The organism is Streptomyces sp. NPDC008137 (assembly GCF_042957035.1).
Classification (GTDB): domain Bacteria; phylum Actinomycetota; class Actinomycetes; order Streptomycetales; family Streptomycetaceae; genus Streptomyces.
The window spans coordinates 132251-156704 of the sequence record NZ_JBIBHN010000010.1 but is presented as its reverse complement, the minus strand read 5'-3'; the positions used below and the strand labels follow the sequence as shown (position 1 = coordinate 156704).

At 71.9% G+C, this 24454-nt stretch carries 26 protein-coding genes; 20 read left to right on the top strand and 6 right to left on the bottom strand.

Annotation, left to right across the window (positions count from 1 at the left end; all coding sequences use genetic code 11):
* The first annotated feature begins 65 nt into the window (after nucleotides 1-65).
* Nucleotides 66-356: a hypothetical protein gene (locus ACFZBT_RS19155; RefSeq protein WP_391104828.1), complete on the top strand. Its 291-nt coding sequence runs from the start codon at nucleotides 66-68 to the stop codon at nucleotides 354-356.
* Nucleotides 357-367: 11 nt separating this feature from the next.
* Here the strand turns inward: ACFZBT_RS19155 and ACFZBT_RS19150 are convergent, their stop codons facing one another.
* Nucleotides 368-2722, bottom strand: a complete 2355-nt coding sequence (locus ACFZBT_RS19150; RefSeq protein WP_391104825.1) for an FtsX-like permease family protein — start codon at nucleotides 2720-2722, stop codon at nucleotides 368-370.
* Nucleotides 2719-3426, bottom strand: a complete 708-nt coding sequence (locus ACFZBT_RS19145) for an ATP-binding cassette domain-containing protein (protein WP_391104822.1) — start codon at nucleotides 3424-3426, stop codon at nucleotides 2719-2721. Before ACFZBT_RS19145 ends, ACFZBT_RS19150 begins: the two co-directional genes overlap by 4 nt.
* A 213-nt stretch (nucleotides 3427-3639) precedes the next feature.
* Here ACFZBT_RS19145 and ACFZBT_RS19140 point away from each other — a divergent pair, with 213 nt between their 5' ends.
* From ACFZBT_RS19140 to ACFZBT_RS19115, 6 genes are all read left to right on the top strand, one after another.
* Complete coding sequence (locus tag ACFZBT_RS19140; RefSeq protein WP_391104819.1) at nucleotides 3640-4959, top strand: histidine kinase; 1320 nt, start codon at nucleotides 3640-3642, stop codon at nucleotides 4957-4959.
* Nucleotides 4956-5678, top strand: a complete 723-nt coding sequence (locus ACFZBT_RS19135) for a response regulator (RefSeq protein ID WP_391104816.1) — start codon at nucleotides 4956-4958, stop codon at nucleotides 5676-5678. Before ACFZBT_RS19140 ends, ACFZBT_RS19135 begins: the two co-directional genes overlap by 4 nt.
* Nucleotides 5679-5738: 60 nt before the next feature.
* A complete protein-coding gene (locus ACFZBT_RS19130; protein WP_391104813.1) occupies nucleotides 5739-6137 on the top strand; it encodes a signal peptidase I in 399 nt (132 codons plus the stop codon).
* A gap of 97 nt (nucleotides 6138-6234) precedes the next feature.
* Entirely contained in the window at nucleotides 6235-7152 is a 918-nt protein-coding gene (gene htpX / locus ACFZBT_RS19125) for a zinc metalloprotease HtpX (protein WP_391104810.1), read from the top strand.
* A gap of 7 nt (nucleotides 7153-7159) precedes the next feature.
* Nucleotides 7160-7747 carry a hypothetical protein gene (locus ACFZBT_RS19120; RefSeq protein ID WP_391104807.1) on the top strand — a complete coding sequence of 196 codons (588 nt, stop codon included), beginning with the start codon at nucleotides 7160-7162 and terminating at the stop codon, nucleotides 7745-7747.
* A gap of 40 nt (nucleotides 7748-7787) precedes the next feature.
* The gene (locus tag ACFZBT_RS19115; RefSeq protein ID WP_391104804.1) at nucleotides 7788-9416 is read left to right on the top strand and encodes an alpha/beta fold hydrolase; all 1629 of its coding nucleotides are present in this window, start codon (nucleotides 7788-7790) and stop codon (nucleotides 9414-9416) included.
* Between the two features lie 18 nt (nucleotides 9417-9434).
* Here the strand turns inward: ACFZBT_RS19115 and ACFZBT_RS19110 are convergent, their stop codons facing one another.
* Nucleotides 9435-10046, bottom strand: coding sequence for a TetR/AcrR family transcriptional regulator C-terminal ligand-binding domain-containing protein (locus ACFZBT_RS19110; protein ID WP_391104801.1), 612 nt, complete (start codon nucleotides 10044-10046; stop codon nucleotides 9435-9437).
* A gap of 96 nt (nucleotides 10047-10142) precedes the next feature.
* On the opposite strand from ACFZBT_RS19110, the gene ACFZBT_RS19105 reads away from it, so the two are divergent.
* Nucleotides 10143-11216 carry an aldo/keto reductase gene (locus ACFZBT_RS19105; protein WP_391104799.1) on the top strand — a complete coding sequence of 358 codons (1074 nt, stop codon included), beginning with the start codon at nucleotides 10143-10145 and terminating at the stop codon, nucleotides 11214-11216.
* Here ACFZBT_RS19105 and ACFZBT_RS19100 read toward each other — a convergent pair.
* Nucleotides 11204-11518: a hypothetical protein gene (locus tag ACFZBT_RS19100; protein WP_391104796.1), complete on the bottom strand. Its 315-nt coding sequence runs from the start codon at nucleotides 11516-11518 to the stop codon at nucleotides 11204-11206. The genes ACFZBT_RS19105 and ACFZBT_RS19100 overlap by 13 nt on opposite strands.
* A gap of 228 nt (nucleotides 11519-11746) precedes the next feature.
* On the opposite strand from ACFZBT_RS19100, the gene ACFZBT_RS19095 reads away from it, so the two are divergent.
* The 9 genes from ACFZBT_RS19095 to ACFZBT_RS19055 all read left to right on the top strand — a co-directional run bounded on the left by ACFZBT_RS19095 (nucleotide 11747) and on the right by ACFZBT_RS19055 (nucleotide 20139).
* On the top strand, nucleotides 11747-12106 hold the full coding sequence (locus ACFZBT_RS19095) for an ArsC/Spx/MgsR family protein (protein WP_391104793.1): 360 nt from the start codon (nucleotides 11747-11749) through the stop codon (nucleotides 12104-12106).
* 119 nt (nucleotides 12107-12225) lie between these two features.
* Entirely contained in the window at nucleotides 12226-12948 is a 723-nt protein-coding gene (locus ACFZBT_RS19090; protein WP_391104790.1) for a hypothetical protein, read from the top strand.
* Between the two features lie 356 nt (nucleotides 12949-13304).
* Nucleotides 13305-14336, top strand: a complete 1032-nt coding sequence (gene glnII, locus ACFZBT_RS19085) for a glutamine synthetase (RefSeq protein WP_391104787.1) — start codon at nucleotides 13305-13307, stop codon at nucleotides 14334-14336.
* Between the two features lie 168 nt (nucleotides 14337-14504).
* On the top strand, nucleotides 14505-14627 hold the full coding sequence (locus tag ACFZBT_RS19080) for a hypothetical protein (RefSeq protein ID WP_391104784.1): 123 nt from the start codon (nucleotides 14505-14507) through the stop codon (nucleotides 14625-14627).
* Nucleotides 14628-14709: 82 nt separating this feature from the next.
* Nucleotides 14710-15297, top strand: a complete 588-nt coding sequence (locus ACFZBT_RS19075; RefSeq protein ID WP_391104781.1) for a winged helix-turn-helix domain-containing protein — start codon at nucleotides 14710-14712, stop codon at nucleotides 15295-15297.
* A 74-nt stretch (nucleotides 15298-15371) separates the two neighbouring features.
* Nucleotides 15372-16382, top strand: a complete 1011-nt coding sequence (locus tag ACFZBT_RS19070; protein ID WP_391104778.1) for an NAD-dependent epimerase/dehydratase family protein — start codon at nucleotides 15372-15374, stop codon at nucleotides 16380-16382.
* A 105-nt stretch (nucleotides 16383-16487) separates the two neighbouring features.
* Nucleotides 16488-17753 carry a sensor domain-containing protein gene (locus ACFZBT_RS19065; RefSeq protein WP_391104775.1) on the top strand — a complete coding sequence of 422 codons (1266 nt, stop codon included), beginning with the start codon at nucleotides 16488-16490 and terminating at the stop codon, nucleotides 17751-17753.
* Nucleotides 17738-18391 carry a LuxR C-terminal-related transcriptional regulator gene (locus tag ACFZBT_RS19060; protein WP_391104772.1) on the top strand — a complete coding sequence of 218 codons (654 nt, stop codon included), beginning with the start codon at nucleotides 17738-17740 and terminating at the stop codon, nucleotides 18389-18391. The genes ACFZBT_RS19065 and ACFZBT_RS19060 overlap by 16 nt, the downstream gene beginning before the upstream one ends.
* A gap of 203 nt (nucleotides 18392-18594) precedes the next feature.
* Nucleotides 18595-20139 carry a DUF1996 domain-containing protein gene (locus ACFZBT_RS19055; RefSeq protein ID WP_391104768.1) on the top strand — a complete coding sequence of 515 codons (1545 nt, stop codon included), beginning with the start codon at nucleotides 18595-18597 and terminating at the stop codon, nucleotides 20137-20139.
* Nucleotides 20140-20198: 59 nt separating this feature from the next.
* Here ACFZBT_RS19055 and ACFZBT_RS19050 read toward each other — a convergent pair whose 3' ends face one another.
* Nucleotides 20199-20642: a hypothetical protein gene (locus ACFZBT_RS19050; protein ID WP_391104765.1), complete on the bottom strand. Its 444-nt coding sequence runs from the start codon at nucleotides 20640-20642 to the stop codon at nucleotides 20199-20201.
* 145 nt (nucleotides 20643-20787) lie between these two features.
* Between ACFZBT_RS19050 and ACFZBT_RS19045 the strand changes: the two genes are divergently transcribed.
* From ACFZBT_RS19045 to ACFZBT_RS19035, 3 genes are all read left to right on the top strand, one after another.
* Nucleotides 20788-21312, top strand: a complete 525-nt coding sequence (locus tag ACFZBT_RS19045; protein ID WP_391104762.1) for a tetratricopeptide repeat protein — start codon at nucleotides 20788-20790, stop codon at nucleotides 21310-21312.
* A gap of 48 nt (nucleotides 21313-21360) precedes the next feature.
* Nucleotides 21361-23283: a hypothetical protein gene (locus ACFZBT_RS19040; protein WP_391104759.1), complete on the top strand. Its 1923-nt coding sequence runs from the start codon at nucleotides 21361-21363 to the stop codon at nucleotides 23281-23283.
* Between the two features lie 94 nt (nucleotides 23284-23377).
* Nucleotides 23378-24067: a TetR family transcriptional regulator gene (locus ACFZBT_RS19035; RefSeq protein ID WP_391104756.1), complete on the top strand. Its 690-nt coding sequence runs from the start codon at nucleotides 23378-23380 to the stop codon at nucleotides 24065-24067.
* Nucleotides 24068-24073: 6 nt separating this feature from the next.
* Here ACFZBT_RS19035 and ACFZBT_RS19030 read toward each other — a convergent pair whose 3' ends face one another.
* The gene (locus ACFZBT_RS19030; protein WP_391104753.1) at nucleotides 24074-24430 is read right to left on the bottom strand and encodes a 5-carboxymethyl-2-hydroxymuconate Delta-isomerase; all 357 of its coding nucleotides are present in this window, start codon (nucleotides 24428-24430) and stop codon (nucleotides 24074-24076) included.
* Nucleotides 24431-24454 lie beyond the last annotated feature (24 nt).

Sequence of the window (24454 nt, the reverse complement as noted above, 5' to 3'; positions counted from 1 at the left end):
CCGGCAGCGGGGGCGCGGTCGTATGTTCTATTCTGCTGACAGGACCACACGGGGGTGGAGTGGGAATGTCTGAACACGAACAGGACGGCCAGGAGCGCGAGTTCGACCTCAGATGGGCGGACGACGCCGAGCACAAGGAGCCCTCGGCCCGGGCCCGTATGCTCGCAGCCCGCTGGAAGCACGACCCTCCCGGCCCCGTTCCCTTCCGCCCCGACCCCGACCATCGCTCACGCGGCGGCCGCTCACGCTCCCGCTCCGGCTCCCGCTCGTCGTGGGTCTCCACGGCCGTGGTGTTCGGCTGTGTGGCGGCGGTGATCGTGCTGCTGGGGTACATCAACTTCCGGGCGCCGTATTAGGGCCCGCCTCCTCATTCGGTGCGCAGGGCCGTGGCGGTCCGGGCCCTGGCGGCCCAGCCGGCGGGCAGGAGCGCGCCCAGGGTGGCGATGAGCAGGCCGCCGAGTGCGAGCGGGAGCAGCTCGGCCGGGTGGTAGACGGCGAGGACGGAAGCGGGGAGGCGGAGCCCCACGCTGTCACCCATCGCCGGGAGGACCCAGCCGTGCAGAGTCACGCCGAGCGGCACGCCCAGAGCGCCGGCGGCCAGGCCGGTCACCACGACCGAGGTGAGGACCATCGCGATGGTCTGCCGGGGGGTCATGCCAAGTGCCTTGTGGACGCCGATCTCCCGGACGCGCTCGCGGGTGTCGAGCAGCACGCCGTTGAGCACGCCGAGCGCGGCGACGGCGACGAGCATCAGCGTGAGGACCGCGGACAGCGCGTTGAGCGTGGCGACCATGTCGCCGCCCGCGCCGGGCCCGCCGGCCTGGGCGGTGGCCCCCAGCGGTGTCAGGTCCTTGTTCAGCGCGGTCACGTAGGCGGTCACGTCGGTGCCTGATGTGACCGCGATGTGATGGCTCGTCTCCGTCAGGTCGGGATGCGCGGCCCTGAGGGTCGAGGCGTCGGTGAAGACCTGCATGCCGTCGTTGCGGGGGTCGAGGACCTCGCCGACGATCCGGACCGTGACCGGCTCGGCCAGGCCGTTCAGGGTGACCGTGTCGCCGACGCGGGTGCCGGTGGCGGCCAGGAAGGGGGTGGGGACCACGGCCTCGCCGGGCCTGTCGATCCAGCGACCCGAGACCATCGTGTAGCCGCCCCAGGAGGCGTCGCCGGTGAAGGCGATCACGTCGATGGTGCCGGTCAGGCCGGACACGGCCGCCCGTACCGTCGCGGCGCGGTAGTACTTCCCGGTCCCGGTGGCGGCCTCGACGGCCGCGGCGACCGCGGCGGGGTCGGCCCGGGGCTGCTTCTCCCGGCCGGGGACCTGGGGCCCGAAGTCCGGCAGGGGCGCGGGCACGGTGACATCGGCGGCGTCGTGGGCCTTGGCTTTCATCACCTGGCCGAGCGAGGCGACCATCCCCACGGTGAACGTCACGGCGATGGCGCCGAACAGGATCGCCGTGCCCATGGCCAGCGCACGGGCGGGCCGCGCGAAGGGCCGGGCCAGACCCAGGGCGACCGGCCGCGGCAACGGCAGCCGGCCGGCCAGACGGACCGCCCACCGGCCGCGCCGCGCCGAAGCGGTACGCCCGACGGCGAGCGCGTCGACCGTACGCAGCCGTCCGGCGCGCCAGGCACTCGCCCACGCGGTCGCCGCCACCAGGCCGAGCACCCCGGCGATCACCACCAGGTCGGCCCAGGGCTCGACGGCCAGCGACGAGGTGCCGTAGACGTCCTCGGTCTCGGCCAGGACGGGGACGGCGAGCAGATGGCCCGCGACGACACCGAGAGCCATGCCGACGGACGCCGGGATCAACGCCTGGCCCACGTAGGCCCGTACGACCTGGGCCGGGGTGAAGCCGACGGCCTTGAGGATGCCGATGCGGCGCGTTGCCGTGCCGACGGCCGACGCGACGACGTTGCCGACGATGAGCACCGACATGACCATGCCCAGGGCGCCGAACGCGATGAGGAACGGGACGTAGACGGCGGTGTCGCGCTCGGCGCTCTTCTTGACGGCGAGCCATGACCGTTCGCCGACGGCCGCTCCCGGGGGCAGGGACCGCGTCACGCCCTTGCCGCCCGCGGTGATCTGCCCGGCGGTACCGGCGTCGGTGAAGCGGTAGAGCATCTGGTAGCCGCCGCTGCCCGGCGCCGGCGCGGTGAGCGCCGGCAGCTGGGAGGGAACCACCCAGGCGTCGGCGGTCCGCGTGACCGAGCGGGCCACACCGACCACTGTCAGCGTCGGACCGCCGGGCAGATCGGGGAAGGCCACCTTCATGCCCAGGGCCGGGACGAGCGGGGAGCCGGCGGACAGCACGATCTCACCGGAGTGCGTGGCCCACCGCCCGTCGAGCACTGCCACCTCGTCCACGGCCCGGCCTGGGTCTCCCCGGCCGACCACCGTCATCGGCCCTCCGGGGCCCGCCCCGTCCGACCGCGGTGTGACGGTCGCCGTACGGAACGGCCCTGCCGCGTCGCTAACGCCTTCGACGTCCCTGGACTTCGACAGCTGCCCGGCACTCACCTTGCCCGCGTCGAACTCCATGGACAGATGCGCGCCGTGCTGCCTGGCGAAGGCGTCGTCGAACGGCGCGCCGGAGACCACCAGCAGCGTTCCGCCGAGGACGGAGGCGGCCACCGCCATCATCGTGGCGAGCCCGATCACCAGCGTCTGCACCCGGCGTCGTCCCACCCCCGAGCGGACCACCTTGCCGAGCGCGCTCATCGGACGGCCTCCGGGGCGACGGCCTGCGAGGGGACATCCTCGGTGATCCGGCCATCGGCGATCCGGACCGTACGGTTCGTGCAGGACCGGGCCAGCGCCAGATCGTGGGTGACCACGACGATGGTCTGACCCTCGGCATTGAGGTCGGTGAGCAGCCTGCTGACGTCCTGTCCGGCGGCCGTGTCCAGGGCCCCGGTCGGCTCGTCGGCCAGGAGCAGCGCCGGCCGGTTGATCAACGCCCGGGCCACCGCGACGCGTTGCCGCTCGCCGCCGGACAGCCGCCCCGGGTAGGCGCGGGCGTGCCGGTCGATGCCCAGCAGTTCCAGGAGTACCGCCGCCCGCTGGTCTGCCACGCCGCGTGCCATACCCGCGAGGCGGGCGGGCAGAGCGACGTTGTCGGAGACCGTCAGATCGTCGAGCAGGTTGAAGAACTGGAAGACCATGCCGATCTTCGACCGCCGGTAGAGCGCCAGTCCGGCTTCGCCCAGCCGGTCCACCCGCAGCCCGTCCACGGTGACGGTCCCCGTGTCGGGCCGGTCCAGGCCCGCGATCAGATTGAGCAGCGTGGACTTGCCGCTGCCCGAAGGGCCGAGGATCGCGACGGCCTCGCCGGGCCGTACGGTCAGCGACACCGCGTGCAGGGCGGGCGGGCCGTCGTCGTATCGTCGGCTCACCTCACGCAGTTCGATCACCGGCATGGTCATGAAGGGCTCCTCGGGTACGGGCAGTCGGCTGCGTGAACGCTAGGAGCGAGCCCGGCCCGCACGCGTCGGCCGCTCGGACCCATTGCGGTACCGCGCTGGGAGGATCCGCGCGGACGTCATCCCTGCGATGTAGTCGCGTGGTGTATTCGGTGCTGTGGGAAATGACCATCGGGACGGACTCCGCAGGCTCGGCGCGGCGACGACAATGACCCGGTGACGGACGTACGTACGACGCTGGAGCGACTACGGGCAGCAGCCCGCCGGGCGCTCCGTGAGGCCAGACTGCCGAACGGTCCACCGCCGCGACCCGGCCCGCGCGCGTGGCGGTTCGACGCGTTGGTGGCGCTGGCGCTCGCGGTCGCCACCGTCTACTACGGCATCGACAACGTGAACGTCGTCGTGATGCGTGAGATCGCACCCGGCGTGGAGATCGTCGTGCCACGCCCGTCCGGACCCGGCGGCCTGGCCTACATGGTGACCCTCGCGGTCGTCGCCTCGGGTGCCCTGGCACTGCGCCGCCGCTACCCGCTCGCCGTGCTGTGCCTCGTGACAGCCGCGACTCTGGCGACACCGCAGAGCGTCATGCGGCTGACCTTCTACGCGTTCGTCATCGCCGTCTACAGCGCCGCCGTGTACAGCCCGCACCGGGTGGCGACCCTGGCGGCGCTGCCGGTGTCGGTCGTCCTGGTCGGTACCTCGGGGAACTCGGTGACACCGATCGTCCCCAACCACTACATCGCCCTGCTGAGCCTCGTCCCGATGGCCGTGGCCGCCGTCGGTCTGCGTACCTGGAAACTCCGGACCGACGAGGGCCGCACCCGGCTCCTGGCCCTGGAACGCGAACAGGCCGAGGCGCTGCGCCGGGCCGTCGAGCACGAGCGGGCCAGGATCGCCCGCGAACTGCACGACGTCGTCACGCACAACGTCAGCGTGATGATCATTCAGGCGGGCGCCGCCCGCAAGATCATGAAAACCTCCCCCGAGCAGGCCGGTGAGGCGCTGCTCGCCGTCGAGGCGGGCGGGCGCGCGGCCATGACCGAGCTGCGCCATGTCATGGGACTGCTCACCATGGCCGACGAGGGCGAAGCGACGGACACGGGGCCTGGCGCGGACCCGGCCGGCACGGTCGCGGTGCCGGACCCGCAACCCGGCCTGAACCAGCTGGAAACACTGGTCGGGCGGGTCCGGGACACGGGCCTGCCCGTCGGCCTGACCGTGACCGGCCCGCCCCGCCCTCTCCCGCCCGGCCTCGAACTCGCCGCCTACCGTGTCGTCCAGGAAGCCCTGACCAACACCGTGAAGCACGCCCACGGGGCCACCGCCGCCGTGACCGTCGAGTACGGCCCGGAACGGCTCCGGGTGGAAGTCACCGACACGGGCGGGCACCCTGGTGCGGGCGCGGCTGCCGGAAACGGCCGAGGCCTGATCGGCCTGCGTGAGCGCCTCGCCGTCCACGACGGAACCCTGCACACCGGCCCGCGCCTGACCGGCGGCTACCGCGTGGAGGCCCTGATCCCTCTGGAGACACCGTGACCGAGCCGCTACGCGTGCTCCTCGCCGACGACCAGACCCTGGTCCGCACCGGATTCCGGCTGATCCTCGGCGCCGAGGGCATCGATGTCGTCGCCGAGGCGACCAACGGGACCGAAGCGGTCGAAGCGGTCCGCCGCACCCGGCCCGACGTGGTTCTGATGGACGTCCGGATGCCCGAGACGGACGGCCTGGAGGCCACCCGCCGCATCCTCACGGGCGCCGCCCTGGACGCACCCCGCGTCATCATCCTGACCACCTTCGACCTCGACCGCTACGTCTACGCGGCGCTGTCCGCCGGGGCCAGCGGCTTCCTCCTCAAGGACGTCACCCCCGAGCAACTCACCGCGGCCGTCCGCACGGTCCGTACCGGCGACGCTCTCCTCGCGCCGGCCATCACCCGCCGCCTCGTGCAGAGGTTCACCCAGCACGGCGGCGACACCGCCGCCCTCCATCGCGACCTCGCCTCGCTCACCCCGCGTGAACTGGAGGTCCTCGGCCTGCTGGCCCGAGGGCTGAGCAACGCCGAACTCGCCGGCCGCCTCCACCTGGCCGAGACGACCGTCAAGACCCACGTCGCCCGCGTCCTCTCCAAACTCGGACTCCGTGACCGCGTCCAGGCCGTCATCGTCGCCTACGAGACAGGGCTGGTCAGCGCCGGCGTCCGCGAGGGCGCCCAGCAGCCCGGCGAGCAGACGCTGTGGCCCCGGCCGACCGGGTAATGCACGCGACCGACCCGGGGCGTGCGACCTACGCTCCCCGGAAAGGCAAGCGAGCGGGAGATGGACGAGGACGTCAGGAGCGGGGAAACGGACGACAGTGTGTATGTGGGCAACGCGGGTACTGACGCGGTGTTGGACCGAGGGTGGTTGCTCGGGCACTTCAAGGACGTCGGGGACCCCCGGCACAGCGAGACCGTCGAGGTCAAGTGGGGTGTCCATCCCAAAGGTGACGAGCGGGCGGAGTGGGTGCGGGGTGAGGAGCGGACCGCGCTGCTGGTGCTGATCAGCGGGCGTTTCCGGGTGGAGCTGCCCGGGCGCGATGTGCTGCTGGAGCGGCAGGGGGACTACGTCGTGTGGGGGCGCGGGGTCGATCACTCCTGGGTCGCGGAGGAGGAGTCGGTGGTGCTGACCGTGCGGTGGCCGTCCGTGCCCGGGTACGCCGTGGGCGCGGGCGGCTGACGCCTTTGCCTGTCCTGGGGGCGATCACGACCCGTTCATGGGCGGGGCCGGGTGCACACTGGCAGTGGGACGAGTGCCTGACTGCGGGGTGATGCAGATGCACAGCCGCTTCCGGAGCGACCGGCGGTTGACCACCCGTATGGGGATCACGCTGTTCCTGCTCGGGTTGTTGTACGTGGGGTTCGTGGCGGCGTTGATCGTGCTGCTGAAGTCCTGGGTGCTCGTCGTGGTGGTCGCGGCGGGACTGCTGGGGGCCCAGTACTGGTTCTCGGACCGGATCGCGCTGTACGCCATGCGCGGGCGGGTCGTGGAGCGGGAGGAGTTTCCCGAGCTGCACGGGGTCGTGGACCGGCTGTGTGCCATCGCGGACATGCCCAAGCCGGTGGTGGCCGTCTCCGAGATGGACATGCCGAACGCGTTCGCGACCGGGCGGAACCCGGACCACGCCGTGGTCTGTGTGACGACGGGGCTGTTGCGGCGGCTGGAGCCGGCCGAGCTGGAGGGCGTCCTCGCGCACGAGCTGTCGCATGTGGCGCACAAGGACGTCGCCGTGATCACGGTCGCGTCCTTCCTGGGTGTGATCGCGGGGCTGATCGTGCGGTTCGCGTTCTACTCGCAGGTGTTCGGCGGGGCCAGGAGGGACCAGAACACGGCCGCGGTCTTCGCCGCGGTGATGGGGGTGGCCGCCGCCGTGTACGCGATCAGCTTCCTGCTGATCCGGGCCCTGTCCCGGTACCGGGAACTGGCCGCCGACCGGGCGGCCGCGCTGCTCACCGGCCGGCCCTCGGCTCTCGCCTCCGCCCTCACCAAGGTCTCCGGCGACATCGCCCGCATCCCTACGAAGGACCTGCGCACGGCCCAGGCCTTCAACGCCTTCTACTTCACCCCGGCGCTGGGCCGCGACCCCGGTGTCGCACGGCTCCTCTCGACCCACCCGAGCCTGGAGCAGCGCCTCGACCAACTGGGCCGGATCTCCGCCGAGCTGGGCGAGGCGGCGGCACCCGGAGGGGTGTGAGCGGGGCATGGGGCTGCTGGACATCCTGCTCGGCCGGACCAAGCCGGTCGCGGCGGATCTCGACCGGTTGTTCGCGCTGCCGTCGGCGGCCGTGACCCTGGAGGCCGCGTCGGGCTTCACCCCGACCGGGCAGGGCGCGGTGTGCTTCGCCACGGTCGAGGGCGGGGCCTTCGAGCAGACCCACCGCGAGGTGCGGGCCCTGCTGGACGCCGACACCGAGCGCGACGGTCCACCGGTGGAACTACGGCAGGACGACTACGGCTACTCCTGGCTGGTCTCGCGCCGCGCCCCCGATCAGCTGCACGCGCTCGTGAACGACCTGCACGCCGTGAACAGCCAGATGGAGGTCAACGGATTTGGCCCGCAACTGCTGTGCTCCCTGGCCGGGTTCCGGGACCGGGCCGGGCGGCGGCTCGCGCTGGTCTATCTCTACAAGCGCGGCACCTTCTACGCGTTCGCCCCGCAGCCGGGCGGCGAGACGCAGCGGCGCGACAACGCGCTGGAGCTCCAGGTTCGGGCGGCTCTCGCCGGCGACCTGCGGATCGAGCAGGATCTCGGCCGCTGGTTCCCGGTGTGGGGAGCGCCCGGGCTGTGACCGCCCCTCACGAGCTTGCGCGGCGTGAGTGAATTGCCGTATGAGCGAGCTGGAGTTGATCCCTTTCACGCACACCACCGGCGGTGAACGACTCAGCGGGCTGTACGGCGGAGCCGGTGCGGCGGCGGTGGCGACCGCCGTGGTCCTGCACGGCGCGGGCAACGGCAGCAAGGAGCGGCTGGTGCCGCTGCTGTCGGAGTTCGCCGCGCACGGCTGCCACGCCCTCGCCTTCGACTTCTCGGGGCACGGGGAGAGCACCGGCCGGCTGCGGGAGCTGAGCCTGCGCCGCCGCTTCGAGCAGGCCGTCTCCGTGATCGACGCGCACGCGGACGGGGACGGGCCCCTGGTCCTGGTCGGGTTCAGCATGAGCGGTCAGACGGTGGCCGATCTCGCCCGGCACTACGGGGACCGGGTGGCGGCCCTGGGGCTGTGCGCGCCCGCGGTGTACGCGGCCGAGGCGTGGGACCTGCCGTTCGGGGAGGGTAACGGGCGGTTCAGCGAGATCATCCGCACGGCCGGGGGCTGGCGTACGTCGCCCGCGCTCGACGTGCTGCGGGCGTACGAGGGACGGGCGGTGCTCGCGGTGCCGGGCACGGACGAGGTCATCCCGTCCGCCGTGACGGAGGCCGTCTCGGCGGCGCTGGCCCGGCGCGCCCAGTTCACCCATTGGGAACTCCCGGAGGCGGAGCACCGGTTGGGCTTGTGGTTCCGCGACCGTCCCGACGACCGGCGGGCGTTCGTCGCCGCCCTGCTGACCGGCTTCGGCGAGCAGGGCTGGACGGCGACCCGGGCGTGGGTGGCCAAGCAGCTCCCGGAGGGCCGTACGGTCGACAAGTCGTCTTTTTTGAAGGGTGGCTGGAGCGCCCAGATGCGGCGGCTCACCCTCGACGACGGCAGCGCCCTCGCCCTGCGGACCTTCGTGAAGCCCTTCTTCCGGCGGCACGCCCCCGGGCTGCTGGCCCGCGAGGCGGACGTGCTCACGCTGCTGGCCGGGCAGAAGGGCGTGCCCGCGCCCGAGCTGATCGGTGTGGACGCGACCGCCGAGCACTGTGACCATCCGTCCTTGTTGATGTCCGTGCTGCCGGGGCGGGTCCGGGTCGACGAGGAGGACCTCGACGCGCGCGTGGAGCTGCTCGCGGCTCAACTGGCCGGGATCCACCGGGTCGTCCCCGCGGAGCGTCCGCGCGTCTACCAGGCGTGGGCGTCGCCGGAGGGCGTTCCCCCGGGGTGGGAGCGGGCCGTGGATGTCATCCGCCGTGCTCCCCCGCCGTACGAGGGCTGTTTCCTGCACCGGGACTTCCACCCCGGGAACGTGCTGTTCACGGGCTCGGGGGCCGGTCTGCGGATCGGCGGTGTCGTCGACTGGGTGGAGACCTCGTGGGGTCCCGCCGATCTGGACGTCGCCCACTGCTCGACGGCGCTCGCCCTGCTGCACGGCCCGGAGTACGGCCTCGGATTCCGGGAGCGCTACGAGGCACACGGCGGCCGGCGCCTGGCCGGCGGGCCGGACCATCTGTACTGGCGGCTGCTCGACGCCCTGGCCTACGTCCCCGACGCGGCGAAACTGGCGGTCCCCTGGCGGGAGCTGGGGCGGACCGACCTGACGCCGGAGGTGCTGTGCGGGCGGCTTGAGGCGTATGTGACGGGGCTGCTGGAGCGCTACGCCTGAGGCCGCTCCTCGTCAGCCTCAGGCCCGCACGTAGACGCCCGCGCGTGCCGCCGTCGCGGCGGCCTCGGCGGCCCGGTCGGCCGTGGCGCCGTCGAGCCGGGCGCCGCTGATCAGCAGGTGGTAGTAGAGCGGGGCGGAGACGGCACGGATCACCTCATGCGTGTCGGTGCCCTCGGGCACCTCGCCCCGGTCGACGGCCTGCCGTACGCAGGGAGCCCATTCCCTGACGCGGATGTCGTAGAAGCGCCGGAGCGCCGCGGCCGTCCTGGGGTCGCCGGTGGCGGCGGCGATCAGCGCCTTGAACAGCGGTCCCTGGCGGGGGTCCGTCAGGGTGCGCTGCACCAGCCGGGCGTTGGCCGTGAGGTCACCGAGGAGCGAGCCGGTCTCGGTGCGCGGGGCGGACTGCTCGGCCATGTCCAGCAGGAGGTCGGCCACCAGCCCGGTGACCGTCGCCCAGCGGCGGTAGACGGTCGTCTTGCCGACTCCGGCGCGTCGGGCGATGTCGGCCAGGTCCAGGCCGGTGAGGCCCTGCTCGGTCAGGGCGTCCTCGGCCGCCCGCAACACGGCTTCCCTTACCCGCGCCGTGCGCCCTCCGGGCCGTACGGTCCCCGGCTCGCCTCCGTCAGCCATAACGGCACTCCCGTTCCATTAAGCGGTTCACCCTGTTACCTTAGTGACTGTTAACGGAACCACAGACCCGTTAACTCAGGGCTGAAAGGGGCCGAGATGGAATACAGGCGATTGGGCGCGTCCGGACTCATGGTTCCGGCGCTGAGCTTCGGAGCCGGCACCTTCGGCGGGCAGGGTCCGCTGTTCGGCGCGTGGGGCACGACCGACGCGCGGGAGGCGCGCCGCCTGGTGGACATCTGCCTGGACGCCGGGATCACGATGTTCGACACCGCCGACGTCTACTCCGCCGGGGCCTCCGAGGAGGTGCTGGGGCAGGCGATCAAGGGCCGCCGGGACCAAGTGATCGTCTCCACCAAGACCGGCCTGCCGATGGGTGACGGACCGGGCGACGCGGGCTCCTCCCGCTCCCGTCTGATCACGGCCTGCGAGGACGCGCTGCGCAGGCTGGGAACCGACCACATCGACCTGTTCCAGCTCCACGCCTTCGACGCCGGGACGCCGGTCGAAGAGGTCCTGGCCGCGCTCGACACGCTCGTCCGGGCGGGCAAGGTGCGCTACACCGGCGTCTCCAACTTCTCCGGCTGGCAGGTGATGAAGTCCCTCGCGGCCGCCGAGAAGTACGGCCGTCCGCGCCCTGTGGCCCACCAGGTGTACTACTCCCTCATCGGCCGCGACTACGAGTGGGAGCTCATGCCGCTCGCCCTCGACCAGGGCCTCGGCGCGCTCGTCTGGAGCCCGCTCGGCTGGGGGCGCCTCACCGGCAAGGTCCGCCGCGGAACACCGCTCCCGCCCGGCAGCCGGCTGCACCGCACCGCCGACTACGGCCCGCCCGTCACTGACGAGCACCTCTACGACGTGGTCGACGCGCTGGACGAGATCGCGGAGGAGACGGGCAGGGCCGTGCCGCAGGTGGCCCTCAACTGGCTGCTCCAGCGGCCGACGGTGTCCTCCGTCATCATCGGCGCCCGCGACGAGCGGCAACTGCGCCAGAACCTCGGCGCCGTCGGCTGGAGCCTGACTCCCGAACAGTCGGCGAGGCTCGACGCGGCGAGCCATCGCCCGGCGCCGTACCCCTACTTCCCGTACGAACGCCAGGAGGGCTTCGCCCGGCTGAACCCACCGGTGTTCCCCGCGCCGGGAACACCGGTGGACCGGCTTCAGCGCGCGTAGCGCATGAGCGCCCGCACCATGTGGCACGTCGTCTCCGACGGCGGGTGGACACCGATCTGCTCCGCCGCGCGGCGGATCGTCTCGTTGCGGGCCTGGTTCGGCATGTAGACGCCGGAGTCGAGCAGGGCGATGGCGAGTCGCATCGCCTTGAGACGGCGGTTGTGCGTGACGTACCACTCGCGCGGCCGGCCCGGCGGCAGCGGCCGCTTCTCCACGGGCGCGTACGGCAGGTCGAGCAGGACGGGACGCTTCGCGGTGGACTGGGTGGGCAACGGCTTCGACTTCAGAGCGGCAGCGGGCACAGACATCCTCCTGTCGCGATCGGGCGGCCACCGGAGTCCTCCGCGACCCCGGCGCCACCCTCGAACACTGCTTATATTCTACCGCCGGGCACTGACAACGGGGAGTCCGCCAGGCACGACAAAAGCCCAGGTGAGCAGGGAAATTGGCGCCATGTCACGGCAGGTCCGCGAGGGGCTCCTGAGGTCGGCCGAAATTCGAACAGTGGCGGTGGCGCGTACCGTGGGCGCATGGAGATCTGGATCAATCCGGCCTGTTCGAAGTGCCGTAGCGCCGTGTCGCTGCTCGACGCCGAGGGGGCCGACTACACCGTCCGCCGCTACCTGGAGGACGTGCCGAGCGAGGACGAGATCCGTGGCGTTCTCGAGCGCCTCGGCCTGGAGCCCTGGGACATCACCCGCACCCAGGAGGCGGCGGCCAAGGAGCTCGGGCTCAAGGAGTGGCCGCGGGACGCCGGTTCGCGTGACCGGTGGGTCAAGGCGCTCGCCGAGCACCCGAAGCTGATCCAGCGCCCGATCATCACCGCGGACGACGGCACGGCCGTGGTGGGCCGGACGGAGGAGGCCGTGCGGGACGCGCTGTCGCGCTGACCACCCCTCTTTTCGCATGTGGCGCAGGTCACTTCACTGACTCCTGTAACCGATGAGTAACCTCGTTCGGTATCTCGTACATAGCGGCGTACGCTCCCCTACCTCTTCAGGAGGCGCGCATGTCGCGTAGGAGAACTCTCGGCCCAACGAAGAAGATCGCGCTGCTGGTGAGCGCGGCGGCGGTGGCGGGAGGCGGGGCCTTCGTCATGGCGAGCACGTCGAACGCCTCGCCGCCGACCACCAGGTCGGCGGCGGAGTCGACGGCCTGCCTGGGACTCGCCACCGCCCTCGGCAACAACGAGAAGTTCATAGCCGACCAGCGGGCCAACCCCGACGCGCAGTCGGAAGCCCGGATCGCCAACCGCGAGGCGGTCATCGAGGAGATCAAGCGGAAGCAGGAAGCGTCGGGGTGCACGGTTGGGGAGTCGGCTCAGGACTCCCAGGCCGCGCAGCCGTCGCAGCCCGCACAGGGCGGTGAGCAGGCCGGCGGTGAGCAGGCCGGCGGCGGTCAGGACGCCGCCGGGGGCGCCGAGGCCTCGCAGCCCGCGGAGTCCGCCCCGGCGGAAGACGCCGGTGGCGGCGCCGCGGCCTCCGGACAGCAGGTGTGCAACGGCTCCACCGTCACGCTCTCCGGCGAGGGCGGTGCGCCTGCCGCGTCCAGCAACCAGTTCCCGGTCGGCACGCAGCTGAAGGTCACCAACCTGGACAACAACAAGTCCACGACGGTGGAGGTCACCTCGGTCTCCGGCAGCTGTGCGCTGCTCAACAACGCGGCCTTCGAACAGGTCCGTGAGCCCGGCAAGTTCCTGATCCGCCGGGCCCTGATCGAGAAGGTGGGGTGACGCCGGACGGACGACTGAGTCACTGAGGCGGCGGTCAACCCCTCGGCCGCCCCTCGTACGTGTCACCGGTCCTGCTGCTCCCGGCCAGGAGCAGCAGGACCGGCGCGTCCGGGCCTCCCGGGCGCCGGGTCACCGGCTTGACGGAGGGAAGCCGGTGACCGGCCCCTCGCCGGGACGGAACGCCCTCTCGGCGTGCCGTGCGGCACAGCAACACCAGGTAACACGGGGTTCACATCCGAGCAATGGCCGGGAAATCGCCTGTTGACAGGCTGCCGGACAGTTGACGCGGCGCACCGGTGCCGCAGCGCCGCAGCACCCGCGATACGCGCCCAGACACACCCCGAAGGATGTGGCCCGTGACCTTCAAGGCTGAGTACATCTGGATCGACGGCACCGAGCCGACGGCCAAACTGCGTTCCAAGACCAAGATCATCACGGGCTCGCCCGCCGGTCTCGACGCGCTGCCGATCTGGGGCTTCGACGGGTCGTCCACCAACCAGGCCGAGGGCCACGCCTCGGACTGTGTCCTCAAGCCGGTCTTCACCTGCCCGGACCCGATCCGCGGCGGCGACGACATCCTGGTGCTGTGCGAGGTCCTGAACATCGACCTCACCCCGCACGCCAGCAACACCCGTGCCGCGCTGGCCGAGGTCGCCGAGAAGTTCGCGGCCCAGGAGCCGATCTTCGGCATCGAGCAGGAGTACACGTTCTTCCAGGACGGCTACCCGCTCGGCTTCCCCAAGGGCGGCTTCCCGGCCCCGCAGGGCGGCTACTACTGCGGTGTCGGCGCGGACGAGATCTTCGGCCGTGACGTCGTCGAGGCGCACCTGGACAACTGCCTGAAGGCCGGTCTCGCCATCTCCGGCATCAACGCCGAGGTCATGCCCGGCCAGTGGGAGTTCCAGGTCGGCCCGGTCTCCCCGCTGGAGGTCTCCGACCACCTGTGGGTGGCCCGCTGGCTGCTCTACCGCACCGCCGAGGACTTCGGCGTCTCCGCGACCCTGGACCCCAAGCCGGTCAAGGGCGACTGGAACGGCGCCGGCGCACACACCAACTTCTCCACCAAGGCGATGCGCGAGACGTACGAGGCGATCATCACCGCCGCCGAGTCCCTCGGCGAGGGCTCCAAGCCCCTCGACCACGTCAAGAACTACGGCGCCGGCATCGACGACCGCCTGACCGGTCTGCACGAGACCGCCCCGTGGAACGAGTACTCCTACGGCGTCTCCAACCGCGGCGCCTCGGTCCGTATCCCGTGGCAGGTCGAGAAGGACGGCAAGGGCTACATCGAGGACCGCCGCCCGAACGCCAACGTCGACCCGTACGTGGTGACCCGCCTGCTCGTCGACACCTGCTGCTCGGCGCTGGAGAAGGCCGGCCAGGTCTGACCTGTCCCGCAGGTTCCTGAGGGGGCGCTCACCGATCGCGGTGGGCGCCTCTTCTCGTGTGCCGCGCCGTCGTGGCTTGTCGCGCAGTTCCCCGCGCCCCTTCGGGGCACGTGTCCAAGCAGTGAGAGGAGGGTCCCCTCGCGGGATCAGCTCTGCTTCAATGGAGTCATGGCCAGCCACCAGAAGTGCACCGCGACGGGTCGTCACGACCTCGAGCCCTTCTGGCCGTCCCGTCAGGACTACGACTTCGACCGGGTGTGTTGCCGCGCGGTGAACGCGCAGGCCCTGTAAAGCCGTACCTTCCGGCCTTCGGCCAGCGCGAAACGACGTACGTCTTCCCAACGGACCTCGCGCGCGAAAGAGCTGACCTCTCATGGCGACCACTCGTTCCCTGTCCACCGCCGCTCTCGGCACCCCTTCCGCGAACAGCGCCCGGCATCGGCTGCGTGCCGTCGACCGGGACGAGGTGGTGACCGTCGCGGACCTGCTGCCGCCGGGTGCCACCTGGCTGCCGGCGCCGCAGCACACCCTGCCCACGCTGCCGGGCCGGCCGCCGATGGTCGGCTATCTGGTGCTCGTCCCCGCCGACCAGCAGCCGCCGTTCCCGGTGGCGGTGCCGGACCGGCCGGAGCCCGTCGTCCCCGAGGCGGGTCCCGGGCCGGGCGGCGAGCAGCTGATCCGCGTCGACACCGTGCAGCGCACCGCGCAGGTGGCCGGCCGGCCGCTCGACCTCACGTATCTGGAGTTCGAGCTGCTCGCCCACCTGGTGGCGCACCCGGGCCGGGTGCACACCCGCGACCAGCTGGTCGGCACGGTGTGGGGCTACGGACACGTGGGTGACGGACGCACGGTCGACGTCCATGTCGCCCGGCTGCGCCGCAAGCTGGGCGCGGAGCACCGCGACACGATCCGGACGGTACGCCGGGTCGGGTACAAGTACGTGCCTCCAGTGGGTCACTGAGCCACCGGCCCCATCTGTCTGCTGACGGCAGATCCCCGTTCCCTGCCACCGCCCCACCGGGCAGAGTCAGCGGCATGAGGCTTCTGATGCTGGGTGGTACGGAGTTCGTGGGACGGGCCGTCGTGGAGGCGGCCCTGGGGCGGGGCTGGGACGTGACCGTCTTCCACCGGGGGCGGCACGAGGCGCCTGCCGGCGCGCGGTCGTTGCTCGGCGACCGCACCGCGCCCGGCGGTCTCGCCGCCCTCGCCGGCGACCCGGGCGAGTGGGACGTCGTCGTCGACACCTGGTCGGCGGCGCCCCGCGCGGTGCGGGACACGGCGCGGCTGCTGCGGGGCCGCGCCCGCCGGTACGTGTACGTGTCGAGCTGCTCGGTGTACGCGTGGGCCCCGCCCGCCGGGTACGGCGAGGACGTGCCCCTGGTGGAGGGCGCCGTGGCCGACGCGGAGCAGACCGCGTACCCGCAGGACAAGCGCGGCGGCGAACTGGCCGTGCTGGACGCCTTCGGCGAGGACCGGTCGGTGCTCGTCCGGGCCGGGCTGATCCTCGGCCCGTACGAGAACATCGGCCGGTTGCCCTGGTGGCTGGGCCGGATGGCGCGTGGTGGTCCGGTGCTCGCCCCGGGCCCGCGCGAGCTGCCCCTGCAGTACGTGGACGTCCGGGACCTGGCCGAGTGGACCCTGCATGCGGCGGAGCGGGAGCTGAGCGGGCCGTACAACCTGGCCAGCCCCCAAGGGCACGCCACGACCGGCGAACTGCTGGACGCGTGCGTACGGGTCACCGGCGGCGGTGCCGAACCGCGGTGGACCGAGCCCGGGGTGATCCTGGAGGCGGGCGTCGAGCCGTGGACCGAGCTGCCGGTGTGGGTGCCGCCGGGCAGCGACCTGCACGACGCCCTGCACAGCGCGGACGTCTCCCGGGCGGTGGCGGCGGGGCTGAGCTGCCGGCCCGTCGCGGAGACCGTGGCCGACACCTGGCGGTGGCTCCAGGACATCGGCGGCACCGCACCCCAGCGACCGGACCGGCCGCGCTCGGGGCTCGATCCGGAAGTGGAGGCGAAGGTGCTCGCGGCCGGCACGGGCGCATGAACCACCGCACCGCCGCACCGGCTCCGGGGGGTGTACGTATCACCACCCCCTGACCGGGTGTTCCGGCCCAGTGACCCCGCTCCCCCGCTCGGCGAGACTGACGCCATGACCATCGACACGAAGAGCGGCTACAGGGCAGCGAAGGGGCGGGGCGTCGCGCTCGCGGCGCTACGGGGGCTGGGGGTGGCTCTCGTCTCGCTGCCGGGGGCGGTGCTGTGCTTCACGCTGTCCCTGGTGTCCATGGCGCTCATCCCGATCGGGATCGGGCTCGTCACCACGCCGTACGTACTGAAGGGGGTGCGGGGGTTCGCGAACTGGCGGCGGGTGCTCGCGGCCGAGTGGGGCGGGGTGCGGATCCCGCCGGCGTACCGGCCGCTGCCGAAGGACGCCAACCCGTGGACGGCCACGTTCGGGATGCTGCGCGACCCGGCGACCTGGCGGGACCTGATGTGGCTGCCGGTCGACATGACGGCCGGGTTCCTCACCGCGCTGCTGCCGGCCGCGCTGTGGCTGTACCCGCTGGAGGGCTTCGCGCTCGGGGCCGGGCTGTGGCGGGCCTTCCCCGAGGGGTACTGGTACGGGTTCGTCAAGGTCACCGGGCAGGTGTCCGCGCTCGGCGCCGCCCTTCTGGGCCTGGTCGTCCTCTTCTTCGCGCACTTCCTCACCACACGGCTGCTGGACGTCCACTTCCGGCTCACCCAGGCCGTCCTGGGCTCCGGGCAGCGCGAACTGGCCGAGCGGGTGCGGGTCCTGACCGAGACGCGGCGCGACGCCGTCGACGCCTCCGCCGCCGAGCTGCGGCGCATCGAGCGGGACCTGCACGACGGGGCCCAGGCCCGGCTGGTCGCGGTGGGCATGGACCTGGGCACCATCGAGGCGCTCCTCGACAAGGACCCGGCCAGGGCCAAGGAGCTGATCGCGCAGGCCCGTACATCGTCGGTCGAGGCCCTCGCCGAACTGCGTGAGCTGGTGCGCGGCATCCATCCCCCGGTCCTCGCCGAGCGCGGTCTCGGCGACGCGGTACGGGCGCTGGCGCTGCGGCTGCCGGTGACCACCGAGGTGAGCGTGGACCTGCCCGGGCGGGCGGAGGCGCCCGTGGAGTCCGCCGCCTACTTCGCCGTCAGCGAGGTGCTCACCAACGCGGTGAAGCACTCCGGAGCCGACCGGATCTGGGCCGACCTGCACCACGCCGACGGGATGCTGCGGGTTTCCGTCACCGACAACGGCCAGGGAGGTGCGGTGACCGGAGCCGGTTCCGGACTCTCCGGAGTCGAGCGGCGGCTCGGTACATTCGACGGCGTCCTGGCCGTCAGCAGCCCCGCGGGCGGTCCCACCATGGTCACCATGGAGATCCCTTGCGCGTTGTCCTAGCCGAAGACCTCTTCCTGCTGCGCGACGGGCTCGTCCGGCTGCTCGAGGCGCACGACTTCGAGATCGCGGCGGCCGTCGAGTCCGGTCCCGAACTGGCCGCCGCCCTGGCCGAGCTGGAACCGGACGTCGCCGTGGTCGACGTACGCCTGCCGCCCACGCACACCGACGAGGGGCTGCAGTGCGCGCTGGACGCCCGCCGCAAGCGGCCCGGCCTGCCGGTGCTGGTGCTCTCCCAGCACGTGGAGCAGCTGTACGCGCGTGAGCTGCTCGCCGATGGCAGCGGCGGAGTCGGGTACCTGCTGAAGGACCGGGTGTTCGACGCCGAGCAGTTCGTGGACGCCGTACGGCGGGTCGCCGCCGGGGGTACGGCGATGGATCCCCAGGTCATCCAGCAGCTGCTGGCCCGGCAGTCGAGCGACGACGGGCCGCTGGCGCGGCTGACGCCCCGGGAGCGGGAGGTGCTGGAGCTGATGGCGCAGGGCCGGACCAACGCGGCGATCGCCGGCCGGCTGGTGGTGACGGAACGGGCCGTCGCCAAGCACACCGCGAACATCTTCGCCAAGCTGGGACTGGAGGTCTCGGACGACGACAACCGCCGCGTGCTGGCGGTTCTGGCGTATCTCGACCACGGGCGGTGAAACCGGACCCGTTGGTTCACCGACCGTGCGGGATCGGCAACTCCCGGTATGAAACGGGCTGTTGAGCACACAGAGCCCTCACGAATCTCGCATCAATTTCAGAGACATCTGAACACCCGTGGGACCACCTGCGTATGGAAGGGAGCCGCTTCACTCCTGTCGGGCGCCTCGATGCCCCCGAAAAAGGAAGTCAGAGGAGTTCCATGGGACGCAACACAAGAAAACGCCGGACGCCGATGGCCACCAAGGCCATAGCCGCATCGGCGGCCCTAGCGCTCGGTGGGGGCGGGCTGATCTGGGCAAACTTCTATGCCTCGGCGCATGAGGAGAACTCGGCGAACCAGACGAAGTCCGCGGGTGCGCAGGTCGCCACGATCCAGTGCCCGGACGTAGGGCAGAGCCTGACCGACGTGCCGGACGGCGCGCGCCAGGGCGTGGACAAGGAGCTGGCGAACCTCGACAAGCAGATCAGCGAGGCCTACACCCGGCTCGCCTCCACGCGTCAGGCCCAGGCCGGTGACTCCGGCTTCGTCAACAACGCCATCCTCGGCCCGCTGAAGTCGAAGCGGACCGCGGCCATCGACCGCATCGGCATCAACATCAAGCGTGTCGGTGGCAAGGCGCCGGACAACCTCGCCCAGATGGCCGAGTGCCAGGGCATGGCCGCCGACGCGAACACCAACGACGGCCAGGCCGGGGGCGATCAGAACCAGGACGGCCAGAACCAGGGCGGCCAGGACGGCCAGGACCAGGGCGGCCAGGACCAGGGACAGGACAACGGCGGCCAGGACCAGGGCCAGGGCGGCAACGGCGGTCAGGGCGGCAACGGTCCGGCGGCGGCGGACTTCGTCAACATCGAGGACGTCCAGCCGAACTCCCGCAACCTGCCGAACGGTCTCGCGGCGAACGGTGACGGCGGCTCGACGGGCACCTTCACCACGCAGTGCGGCACCAACGAGAACGAGAACCGCAACTCGGACAACGTGATCGTGGCCCCCGGCGTGTCCAACGGTGCCCAGCACCAGCACGACTACGTCGGCAACCAGGCCAACAACGCCTTCGCGAGCGACGAGGACCTGGAGAACGGCGAGACGACCTGCCAGAACCAGGGCGACAAGTCCACCTACTTCTGGCCGGTCATCCGGATCCAGGACGGGTCGGACGACATCGACGCCGGTCAGCCGGGCGGTGGCCAGGACGGCAACGTCGGCAAGATCGTCGAGCCCTCGCAGGCCGAGCTGAAGTTCGTGGGCAACCGCACGAGCGACGTCGTCGCCATGCCCAAGGCCCTGCGGATCATCACCGGTGACGCGAAGTCCTTCACCAACGGCCTGAACAACGCCAACACGTCCTGGACCTGCACGGGCTTCGAGGACCGTCAGGTGACGGACAAGTACCCGATCTGCCCCGAGGGCAGCAGCATGGTCCGGCTGTCCAACTTCCAGAGCTGCTGGGACGGCCAGAACATCGACAGCGCCAACCACCGCACCCACGTGGACTTCGTGGAAGCGGACGGCAGCTGCTCGAACGGCTTCCAGGCCATCCCGCAGCTCCAGGTCCGTCTGGTCTACGACGTGCAGGCGCCGCAGATCAACAATGGACAGGTCCAGAACGCCTTCGCGGTGGACTCCTTCCCGGAGCAGCTGCACAAGCCGATCACGGACCACAACGACTTCATCAACTTCTTCGACGAGAACACGATGAACGAGATGGTCCAGTGCATCAACAACGGTGAGAACTGCCAGTAGTCCTCGCCCAGCGGAAAGCCGGCGGTGGGAATTCCCACCGCCGGCTTTCTCGTCCGTGTTCAGCCGTGGCCGCCGCCGGTGTGACCGCCCTTGTTGTGGCTGCCGCCGGGGTTCATGTGCTCGGAGCCTTCCTCCATGGTCCCGCCGAGGCTGCTCTGCAGCGCCGTGACCGTCTTCTGCTCGCCCACGGCGACCCACTTGCGGCCGACGAGGTAGTAGCCGCCGTAGTCCTTCGCGCCGTTCAGCCACTCGCGCTGGCCGCGGTCGGTGGAGAAGGTCGCGAGGACGTACTTCTCCTTGCCCTTCTTGCAGAGGGCCTGGCGGATGGTGTCGGCGTCGGTCTGCATGTTCGGCTTGCACTTGGCCTCGGCCGCGATGTGCTCCAGGCTGCCGCTCACCTCCTTCGGATCGGCAGCCTCGTCCTTGCCGCCGGATCCGCAGCCGGCCAGCGCCAGTATCGCCACGGCGCCGCTCAGCGCGAGCATCGGTCGGGTCACCCTCATCTGTTCCTCCGGTCCTTGTCACGGCACGGTCCGGACACATGCCGCACGGAGCCCCGGCAAGGGCTCTCCCCTTCGATACGGCCGCGGAGCCCCTGGCGCTCAAATTCCGCTGCCTCCGCAGGCACGCCTGTGCGAGGGTGGCACGGTGAACCAGGACTGGGAAGATCGCGTAACCGCGCTGTGGGACCGCTTCGACGACTACGCCGAGGACGAGGCGGACGAGGCGCGCTTCCGTGCCGAGGTCGACGCCCTCGTCGCCGAGCTGCCGGAGGGCAGCCCGCTCGGGCCGTTCGAGCAGGCCTGCGCCTGGGACTCCACGGGCCGCTCGGACCGGGCGGTGCCCCTGTACGAGGAGGCGCTGCGGCGCGGACTCTCCGACGTCAGCCGCTACAAGGCCCGCCGGACGAAGATCCAGCTGGCCAGCTCGCTGCGGAACATCGGCCGGGCGGAGGAGGGCGTCGCGCTGCTGACACCCGAGCTTCTCGCCCCGTCCGACGAACTGGACGACCCGGTGCGAGCCTGTCTCGCCCTGTGCCTGTCCAGCCTGGGCCGGGATCGCGAGGCGTTGTCGCTGGCCCTCGGCGCCCTGGCCCCGCACTTGCCCCGCTACCAGCGGTCGATGGCGAACTACGCCCGGCTCCTCGTGGAGCAGGAGCAGCCACGGGGGTGACGCTCCGCGGTCAGGTGACCATCCGACCATTCGCTCGTTCTGCTGAACGTGCAGTCACAGGATGTCGCCCAGCGCCCCGCACCCTCCTCCCCCGCCGGTCCGGTCGTCGACGTCGAGCAGGCCGAGGCCGCGCTCGTCGAGCACTACCCGCGGCTCGTGCGGCTCGCCTATCTGGTGCTGCCACCGGGCCTGGGCCGCAACAGGCGCGTCGTGACCGCGCACGCCCTCACCCAGCGCGCACTCCCACGCAACCGCACAGCGGCACCGGTCATCCCGGCCCAGTCGACCGGCCGTGACGGCGACCCGGGCTACGCGCTGGTCCGCCTCCAGGTGCTGCGTACGGCGCTGGAGGCGGGGCTGCCGCTGCGGCGCAGGGCATGGCCCAAGCGGGCCCAGCTGCCGCCGCTGCTGCCGCAGGTGTGGGGCCTGAAGCTGTTCCCGCGGTCCGGCGGCGCCGACGAACTCGCCCTGGACCAGCGGCTGTCCACCCTGTCGGGACCGGCCCGGGCCGCGTACGCGCTGCGCGGCCTGGAGCGGCTCGCGGACGACGAGACGCGCGAGGTGCTCACGGCCGCGGGTGTCGTCGACGCGGAGGGCGCGCTGCTGGAGGCCGGCGGGGTCCCCGCGCAGTACGGACTGCTCGACTCCCCCGAGTTCGACCCCTGCTCCCTCCAGGCCCGCCCCACCGACCTGATGCGCCGCCGCCAGCACCTGAAGGCCGCGCTGGCCGCGGGGGCGGCGCTGCTGGTGTGCGGGGCGCTGCTCGGCCTGCCCGGCGAGGGCTGGGGCCCCGACGGCGCCGCCGCACCGCCGTATGCGCGGAACCCGGCCGCCCAGGCCGCCCTCGACCCGGCGAAGCTGACCCGGGTCCCCGCTGCCGCGTGGCAGAGCTCGGCGCGCACCGACTTCTCGGTGTGGCCGGCCCGCGGCGACCTCACCGGCGACTCCGCCCTGCTGCGCCGCGCCCTGGCCGTCTGGGCACGACCCGGCGAGGCGGTCCAGGTGTCGGCGACGCCCGGCACCCTGTCCGGCGGCCCGGCCGGACCGCCCCAGTTGCTGTACGCGGGGACGGTCGACGCCGCGCGCGTGGTGATCCTCTACGACGGTCTGCGCATCGCCCGGTACGCCGAGCCGAAGGACGGCACGCAGGGGGCCGTCCTCGACTTCGCCCGGGTCGACGGCGCCGGCCGGGCCGAGGCGGGCGCGGTGGTCCTGGGCCGGACCGACGGCAACGTCCGCTATCTGACGGCCCCCTGGGTGTCGAAGGCGGGCGAGCGCGATCTGCTGAAGCCGGGCTCCGGGGCGATGGAGCTCGCCCTCACCGACGGGGTGACCGCGCCGCTGGCCAGCCCGGCCCTCAGGTCCGGTCCGTGCACGTCGTGGAACGTGCTGCAACTGGCCGACGGCAAGCGGACCCGGCTGCTGAGCGACCTCGGCGAACTGGTCCCCGCCCGGCTCACCAGCGGCCGGCCCGGCTCGCCGGGAGAGGCGTCCGGCGCGGAGGCACTGCGCACCTGGCAGCCGTACGCCTGCTCGCTGGGCGCGGTGCGCTCGGCGGGTGTGCGGACGGTCAACACCTGGGCGTTCAACGAGCAGCCGCTGCCGGACGCGAGCGGCTCGGCGGCGTGGGTGTGCACACGGGCCGAGACCTGGCGGGGCGGCGGGGCGCGGGTGCTGGCGCAGTTCCACACGCCGGGCGGACGGTACGGGGCGGTGGCGGCGAAGGCCGAGAACGTTCCGGCGTGCGGGGCGCGCGATCCGCATGTGCTGGCCGGGGTGCTGTGGAAGTCGGAGGCGGGGACCTGGTATCTGCTGGCCGCGGGCAGCCGCCGGACCGCGTCGATCCGGGCGACGGGCGGGATCAGCGGGTCGGCGCGGGGCAGTCTGCTGACCGTGCGAGGCGAGCAGGGGGCGCAGGCGGAGCTGAAGGGGACGCTGCGGGACGGACGTTCGTTCGGCGGGCTGCGCTGACCGGGCCGTTCTCGTGCCCGCCCGGCGCACCCGGCTGAACGTCCGCGACCGATCCGGTCCGTTCGAGGCTGGAATCGATCGGTAAGGTGTTCGTATGACTACCGGGGTTCGCCGCAGATTGGGAGTCGAGGAGCGGCGGCAGCAGTTGATCGGCGTCGCCCTCGAACTGTTCAGCCGCCGCTCGCCCGACGAGGTCTCCATCGACGAGATAGCGTCGGCCGCGGGCATTTCGCGCCCGTTGGTCTATCACTACTTTCCCGGCAAACTCAGCCTGTACGAGGCCGCGTTGCAGCGGGCGGCGGACGATCTCGCGGCCCGCTTCGTGGAGCCGCACGAGGGTCCGCTGGGGGCGCGGCTGCTGCGTGTCATGGGCCGCTACTTCGACTTCGTGGACGAGCACGGGCCCGGTTTCTCCGCCCTCATGCGCGGCGGCCCGGCCGTCGGCTCCTCGACGACCAACGCGCTCGTCGACTCCGTACGGCAGGCCGCCTATGTCCAGATCCTTTCGCACCTGGGCGTGACCGATCCGCCCGCGCGTCTCGAACTGGTCGTCCGGTCCTGGATCTCGCTCGCCGAGTCGACGGCGCTGATCTGGCTGGACGGCCGGCGCATCCCGCGGGAGGAGCTGGAGATCCAGCTCGTGCACGACTTCGCGGCGCTGGCCTCCGTGAGCGCCGCGTACGACACGGAGATGGGCGCCCTGCTGCGCCGCATCTTCAAGGAGGAGCCTGCCGACGGCCCGTTCGCCGACCTGGCCGGCCGGCTCCTGACGCTGGCGACCTGAGTCCGCTCAGCCTTCGAACTTCCGGTAGGAGGCGTCCAGGTCGCGTACCTCGGCGGAGGCGTGCAGCACGATCCCGTCGGCGGTCTTCACATGCGCGCGCAGCAACTCCAGCGCGGCTTCGGTGAGCCGGGCCTTGGTGTCCTCGGTGCGGCCGGCGAGCAGTGCGATGTGGACGTGGACGTGGGCATGTCCCTCGGTGTCGGGGCCGACCACGATGTCCTCGGTGGGGCGGAACCGGCTCTTGCACGCCGGCGGCTTGGCGGCCGCGATGTCGACAGTCGCCTGGTGCAGCGCCTTCGCGAATCCGGTCCGGTCGAAGCCGTCCGCGAGCTCTGCGGAATAGTCGACTGTGATCTGCGGCATCAGTACTCCTTCTGGGCGGCCAAC